At 69.4% G+C, this 5,401-nt stretch carries 6 protein-coding genes and 2 pseudogenes; 2 read left to right on the forward strand and 6 right to left on the reverse strand.

The window, feature by feature from the left end:
• Positions 1 to 106: 106 nt before the first annotated feature.
• Positions 107 to 421, reverse strand: a pseudogene (locus AB0I73_RS40095) (transposase); the annotation flags it as partial.
• Between the two features lie 53 nt (positions 422 to 474).
• Positions 475 to 693, reverse strand: a complete 219-nt coding sequence (locus tag AB0I73_RS40100; RefSeq protein ID WP_363045327.1) for a hypothetical protein — start codon at positions 691 to 693, stop codon at positions 475 to 477.
• A gap of 244 nt (positions 694 to 937) precedes the next feature.
• On the opposite strand from AB0I73_RS40100, the gene AB0I73_RS40105 reads away from it, so the two are divergent.
• Positions 938 to 2,176, forward strand: a complete 1,239-nt coding sequence (locus AB0I73_RS40105) for a PP2C family protein-serine/threonine phosphatase (protein ID WP_363045328.1) — start codon at positions 938 to 940, stop codon at positions 2,174 to 2,176.
• A 350-nt stretch (positions 2,177 to 2,526) separates the two neighbouring features.
• On the opposite strand, the gene AB0I73_RS40110 is transcribed toward AB0I73_RS40105, so the two are convergent.
• A complete protein-coding gene (locus AB0I73_RS40110) occupies positions 2,527 to 2,760 on the reverse strand; it encodes a hypothetical protein (RefSeq protein ID WP_363045329.1) in 234 nt (77 codons plus the stop codon).
• A 639-nt stretch (positions 2,761 to 3,399) separates the two neighbouring features.
• Between AB0I73_RS40110 and AB0I73_RS40115 the strand changes: the two genes are divergently transcribed.
• The gene (locus tag AB0I73_RS40115; RefSeq protein WP_237409377.1) at positions 3,400 to 3,690 is read left to right on the forward strand and encodes a hypothetical protein; all 291 of its coding nucleotides are present in this window, start codon (positions 3,400 to 3,402) and stop codon (positions 3,688 to 3,690) included.
• Positions 3,691 to 3,754: 64 nt separating this feature from the next.
• Here the strand turns inward: AB0I73_RS40115 and AB0I73_RS40120 are convergent, their stop codons facing one another.
• The 3 genes and pseudogenes from AB0I73_RS40120 to AB0I73_RS40130 all read right to left on the reverse strand — a co-directional run.
• On the reverse strand, positions 3,755 to 4,072 hold the full coding sequence (locus AB0I73_RS40120; protein ID WP_363045330.1) for a hypothetical protein: 318 nt from the start codon (positions 4,070 to 4,072) through the stop codon (positions 3,755 to 3,757).
• Positions 4,073 to 4,361: 289 nt separating this feature from the next.
• A pseudogene (locus AB0I73_RS40125) lies at positions 4,362 to 5,040 on the reverse strand (IS6 family transposase).
• Between the two features lie 190 nt (positions 5,041 to 5,230).
• Positions 5,231 to 5,401, reverse strand: a 171-nt coding sequence (locus AB0I73_RS40130; protein WP_363045331.1) for a DUF5994 family protein, incomplete at its 5' end; no start/stop codon positions are given.

The raw sequence follows: 5,401 nt of genomic DNA on the forward strand, positions 1-5,401 counted from the left end.
TCGCCCCCGACCTGGGGTCCAGCCTGTCTCCAGCTTCAACCGGTCACTGCGATGACCAGCGGTGGGCTCCTCCTCCCACTCGATCCTCAGCGCCTCGTGGCGCACAGCCGGTGTCATCGATGATCAGCACGGCCTGAGGGTCTCCGAGGTGTTCGACGACGTAGTCGCGTACGTCGTCCAGGACCTCGTCGGCATCCCACTCGATCCGGTTCAGCAACCGCTGGATACGGTCGGGACCCGCGTGCCCGGCCTCCTCCGCCAGGGTCCAGCCGTTCTTCCGCTGCAGCGGAGCAACCAGCCCCCGCATGTAGGCCAGCGCCGACTGGCGCGGCTCCTCCCGGCTGAACCGGTGCACGAACCGCCCGTGCAGAGCGTCCAGTTCGCCTGCCCACAATCTGACATCCGCAAGGTCCCCACCCATGACCACACCAACGACCGATCTGGTCAGCAGTCACGCCAAGCACCGTTGCAGTACTAGGCCGCAGTCCCCGGCCCTGCCTCCCGCGGGTCCCCCAGCGGCCGCGTCAACCCGTCGTCCACGGCCGTCCGCCGGGCCGGCTCTGTCGCGTCCAGCTCCCAGTGGTGCCGGCACTCCTCGCAGCGGACCCCGTCCACCAGCACCTCGGTCTCCCCGTTCGGGCAGTCCGTGCCGTCCCCACGACCCACGCACGCCTGTTCTCTGGTGTCCTCCATGGTTCGACCGTGCGCCGCGCCCACGGCGGCCGGGAGAGTGCCTGCGGGGGCGCACAGGTGCTCACACCCGGCACGACGCCTCAGCACCCGTCAACCGTCCCAGGTCGGGGCTGTCATGGGTGTGACATCCCCTCGTTTGCGGCTGCTGACAGCGTTCTTACCGGCACCCCGACTGGTCACGAATTGACGCTCACCGTTGTGGTTCCCAGGCTGGTATGAGGGGCCGACGAAAGGGACCGGGGTCGTGAGTGGTGGGCAGAGTGAACTTCCCCGGCTGCTGACGGCAGCGGAGACGGCCGCGCCGGTGGAGGCCGTCGACGTGGTCGCCGAGGACCTGCGGCGGCGTCTCGAGGCCACGAAGGTCTCCTTCCTCATCGTGGACCTGACAGGGAGGGCGGTGGCGCGGCTGTCCACCACTGATGCCGCGGAGGGTGGGCGGGAAGCGGAGCGGATCCCCCTGCCCGGCAGTGTCTACGAGCAGGTGATCCGTACCCAGCGGCTGTACCAGGAGGAGACCGGCCGGGGACAGCGGGTGATCGTGCCGGTCACCAACCGGGGGGATGCCATCGGGCTGCTGGAACTGCTCCTGCCGGTCGCCCCCGGCGAGGACGTCCTCGCTGCGGTCGGGGAAGCCGCCCACGTCCTGGCCTATATCGTGATCGCCAACGGGCGCTTCACCGACCTCTACATCTGGGGCAAACGCTCCCGGCCCCCCACCTTGGCAGCAGAAATCCAGTACCAACTGCTGCCCCCGTCACTGTCGTGCGAGGCTGCACAGTTCACCCTGTGCGGGAGCCTGGAGCCCTCCGAGAACCTCAGCGGCGACACCTTCGACTACGCCCTGGACCGCGACACCCTGCACGTGTCGGTGACCGACCCCATGGGCCACGACACCGACGCCGCGCTGGCCGCCACGATCCTGGTGGGCGCCCTGCGCAGCGCCCGCCGTGCAGGAGCCGGCCTGGCCGAGCAGGCCCACCGGGCCGACCTGGCCCTGACCGACCACGGCCGCGGTCACGCCACCGGGCAGCTGCTGCGCATCGACCTGCACACCGGGCAGGCCCGGCTCGTCAACGCCGGCCATCCCTGGCCACTGCGCATGCGCGAGGGGGCCGCGGAGGCGATCACCTGCGCAGTGGACCATCCCTTCGGGCTGTCCGTGCTCGCGCCCCACCCCTATCGGGTTCAGGACATCGATCTGCGCCCCGGTGACCGTCTGCTCATGCTGACCGACGGCATGCTTGAACGGCATGGGGAGAGGGTCGACCTGCCCGCTCTGCTGGAGCGCACCCGGGACCTGCACCCGCGGGAGGCCGCGCTGATGCTGACGTCCGCGGTACGGGACGCCGCCGGCGGCCAGCTCGAGGACGATGCCACCGTGATGTGCCTGGACTGGCACGGTCCCCAGGAGACCCAGCGGCATGCCAGCTCCGGCGCGGACACCCAGCAAGCCTCAGCCGGCCGCACGAAGCAGTGGCCGTGACCAGGGCGCTTTCCTGGACGGTGGATTTTCGGTTCAGGCGGCCGTGAGTAGCTCTCGCTCGTCGGGGCATCGCCTCTGAGCACCGTGAAGTCGACGTCCAGGCGCGGGTCATACGCCTCGGGTTGGATGCCGGGCTCGTGGGTGGAGTACTCGCCGAACCGGCCCCGGGCTCCTACCTGGCCCCGGAATCCCAGCTCGGACACCAGGGGACAACTAACCAGCCGGTAGCTAGGGCGAATCGGACGTGACGCCACGACCGCCGTATGCCGACCTGCGGAAACGACCCCAGGGGCCCGGGGATTCCCGGGCCTATCTCGGACGCCAACCGCAAGGTACGGGGCGACGCAGGCTCAGCCCCAGGGGTGATCCTCCAGGCTGCCGAGAAGCCGCTGGATCGACGCCATGTCCCGGCGGATCGCCTCCGTCCAGGGCGTCACGTCCTTGCGGTGCTCCGCCACGGGGTCCATCCACTCGTCGTCTGGGGACAGCTTGTCGAAGGCAAGGGAGTCGTTCGGGTTATCCCGCCACTCGGCGGTCGCCTCGCCGTCCCCCAGGCCATGAACCACCGGTCTTCGCCAGGCCATTTGATGGCGATGGCCTGCTCGTACCGATGAATGCGGATCTGCGGGTGCCGACTCTCCGGCTGCTCTTGTGTCACGCCGCATCATCATGCCGCTCGTACCTTGCGGCTGGTGTCCGAGGTAGGAGTTCGGGGCCAGGACGGAGCGGTGCGCTCGCACGGGGCGCCGCTGACCTTCCTGTAGATCCTGATGCCTGCCTCCTCGAACCGACCGCCCGACGACGAACCGGCCCCCGGACCTGCGGATCCTGCCGGTGCTGCGCTGCACGTTCATCTGGCCGCGCCGACACGGTGGTCGGTGTACCGGGCGCACCTGCAGGCGGCCGACGGCCTCACCCCGTCTGTGCTGGACTCCCCACCGGAGAGCAGCCTTCGACCACAACCCCGGTGCTTCCTGGCGCGACCGGTCTGAAGCACGACGATGCAGGCCCGCGTCGGCGAGTGCCGTGGGAAGCGAGGTCTGGGGGTCGGCGAAGACCCCAGTGCCCACGCGCCCCGGCCACAGGTCTGTACGCCAGCCCCAACCAACCGACTGCCGGGCGCTAGCCGAAGGTGATCAATGCGTCACCTGCTGTCAGTGGCGGCTGCTTTGATGGGCGGTTGCGCCGGTGCGGCGCGTTGCCCAGGGGAGGGGAAGCACGTCGTGGTGCAGGTAGGGGAGTACGAACGGGCGGACGGCACGAAGGTCAGGGCGCACTCGCGGTGGCACCCGGGGGCACGGCGGGAGCTGACCATCTTCGCCGTGGTGGCCCTGGCCGTCGTCGGCTTCGGCAGCAGCGGCGGCGGAACGGCCGGCGGCGCCGGGGCGGGCGAGCGGTTACTCCGGCCGCAGCAGAGCGGGGTGTACCCGGTGCACTTCCCCGGCTGGGAGAAGTCCGCGCCGCGGCCGACACCGACGGTGTCGTACCCGATCCGGTGGGACCGCAGCCAGTAGAGCGGCTCCACACAGACAGAGCAGGGTCCCGGATTCGTCCAAGGCCCTGCTCGCGTCGGGTGGTTCAGCGCTTCGGGAGTTCGTACGCAAGAAGCGGGTGAACCACCCACTTCCAGGTCTCGCCGTCCAGCGTGGGCACGACGACGGTGTCCTCGTCCAGGTGCTCGGCGCTGGCCCTTGCGATCGTCTTGAGCAGGTCGAGGCCGAATCCGGGAGGGAGCTTCGGTCGGCCGCTGACGTGCAGGACCGTTACTCTTCCCTCCGCCCCGATCCGCAGCGCGTCCACCGTCTCGTTGGTAGAGCGCACATGCTCGATGGCGTCGGCACGGAACACTTCAGTCATCAGGGCCGAACTGTCGTAGAGCACCCATACGTGCGCCACGGTCCCCTCCTCGGGCTCAACGTTGTGATCAGGCCCATCATGGGCGACAGCCTGCGGGCGCCGGGCCGGTACAGTCGAAAGGGCGTCCGCAGTCAGCTCGAATGGCTGCGGGCGCCCTCTCGTGTGCCGGACGGTCAGCGGTCGACGACGTCCTTGTCGAGGTCGCGGTGGGGCACTGTCACATTGTTGAGTGTGCGAGTGCCTGACGGCGTGTCGGGTGTGGTGGGGCCGGGTCCCGGCTCCGTGCTCAGGCCGCGGCAGGCAGGCCGGCGACGCCGGTGACCTGGTCTCAGATCGCGAAGCGGACGGTCATCTCGGCGCGGTAGTGGGCGGCGGTCATCAGGTGGCGGCGGGGCCGGAAGTGGGGGGGAGATGCCGCTGAACGCGGCCAGGAACCGCTGGGCCCCACCGGCACTGCGGAAGCCCTTCATGGCGCGTTCGCGCTGCCGGGTGGGCTGATGACTGTTCTCGGCCCGGTTGTTCAGGCCCTGGTGCGAGCGGTGCTCGACCGAGGGCATCACCTCGCGGTGGGCCGCGCCGTAGGAGCGCAGCTGGTCCGTGACGATCACCCGGGGCACCGCCCGGATCGTCTTCAGCAGGCGGCGGAAGAAGCGCTGGGCCGCGACGGTGTCCCGCCGGTTCTGGACCAGGATGTCCAGGACGGTGCCGTCGGCGTCCACGGCCCGCCACAGGTACGTCAGCTCACCGTTGATCTTGATGAAGACCTCGTCCAGGTGCCATGTGTCGCCGGGAGGGGGACGCCGGCGACGCAGCGCGTTGGCGTAGGCCTGACCGAACTTCAGGCACCACCGCCGGACGGTTTCGTAGGAGACGACCACGCCGCGCTCGAGCATCAGTTCCCCGGCCTCCCGGAACGACAGCGGGAACCGGTGGTACCGCCACACGCAGTGGGAGATGATCTCGACGGGGTACCGGTGCCCCCGGTACGACGGCGACACGGACGACACGAGCAGTCCCCTCCCCGATACGACCTCTACGAAGATCATCCCACGCCGGTCAGCCAACGTGACAACGCCTCCTCGGATAACGGCACGCTCCGTTACCACCGAAAGTGAGACAGGGCCGAACGTTTTACAGTCCCAAGTTCGCCCGTATCTAGCGTCCCGACTTCCGGAGATCCGGTCTGCGACGAAGGTGTCAGTTCGGCGGAGACGGCGTGTCGCTGCCTGTGTCGATGAGGATCTGTTCGGCCCCGGTGACGTTGTCGGCCCGAACGGCCCTGGCCATCGCGGCGCGTGCCGCGTCAGGCATCGTGTCCGGCGGGACTACCAGCAGGGAGAAATGGTCCCGGTCGCCTCGGGTGATGAG

Origin of the sequence: Streptomyces sp. NPDC050388, from assembly GCF_040655635.1 — a bacterium.
GTDB lineage: Bacteria > Actinomycetota > Actinomycetes > Streptomycetales > Streptomycetaceae > Streptomyces.

Bases quoted from the DNA above. Each gene is read 5' to 3' on its own strand.
- AB0I73_RS40100 (WP_363045327.1), bottom strand. From the start codon at position 693: ATGGAGGACACCAGAGAACAGGCGTGCGTGGGTCGTGGGGACGGCACG.
- AB0I73_RS40110 (WP_363045329.1), bottom strand. From the start codon at position 2,760: ATGGCCTGGCGAAGACCGGTGGTTCATGGCCTGGGGGACGGCGAGGCG.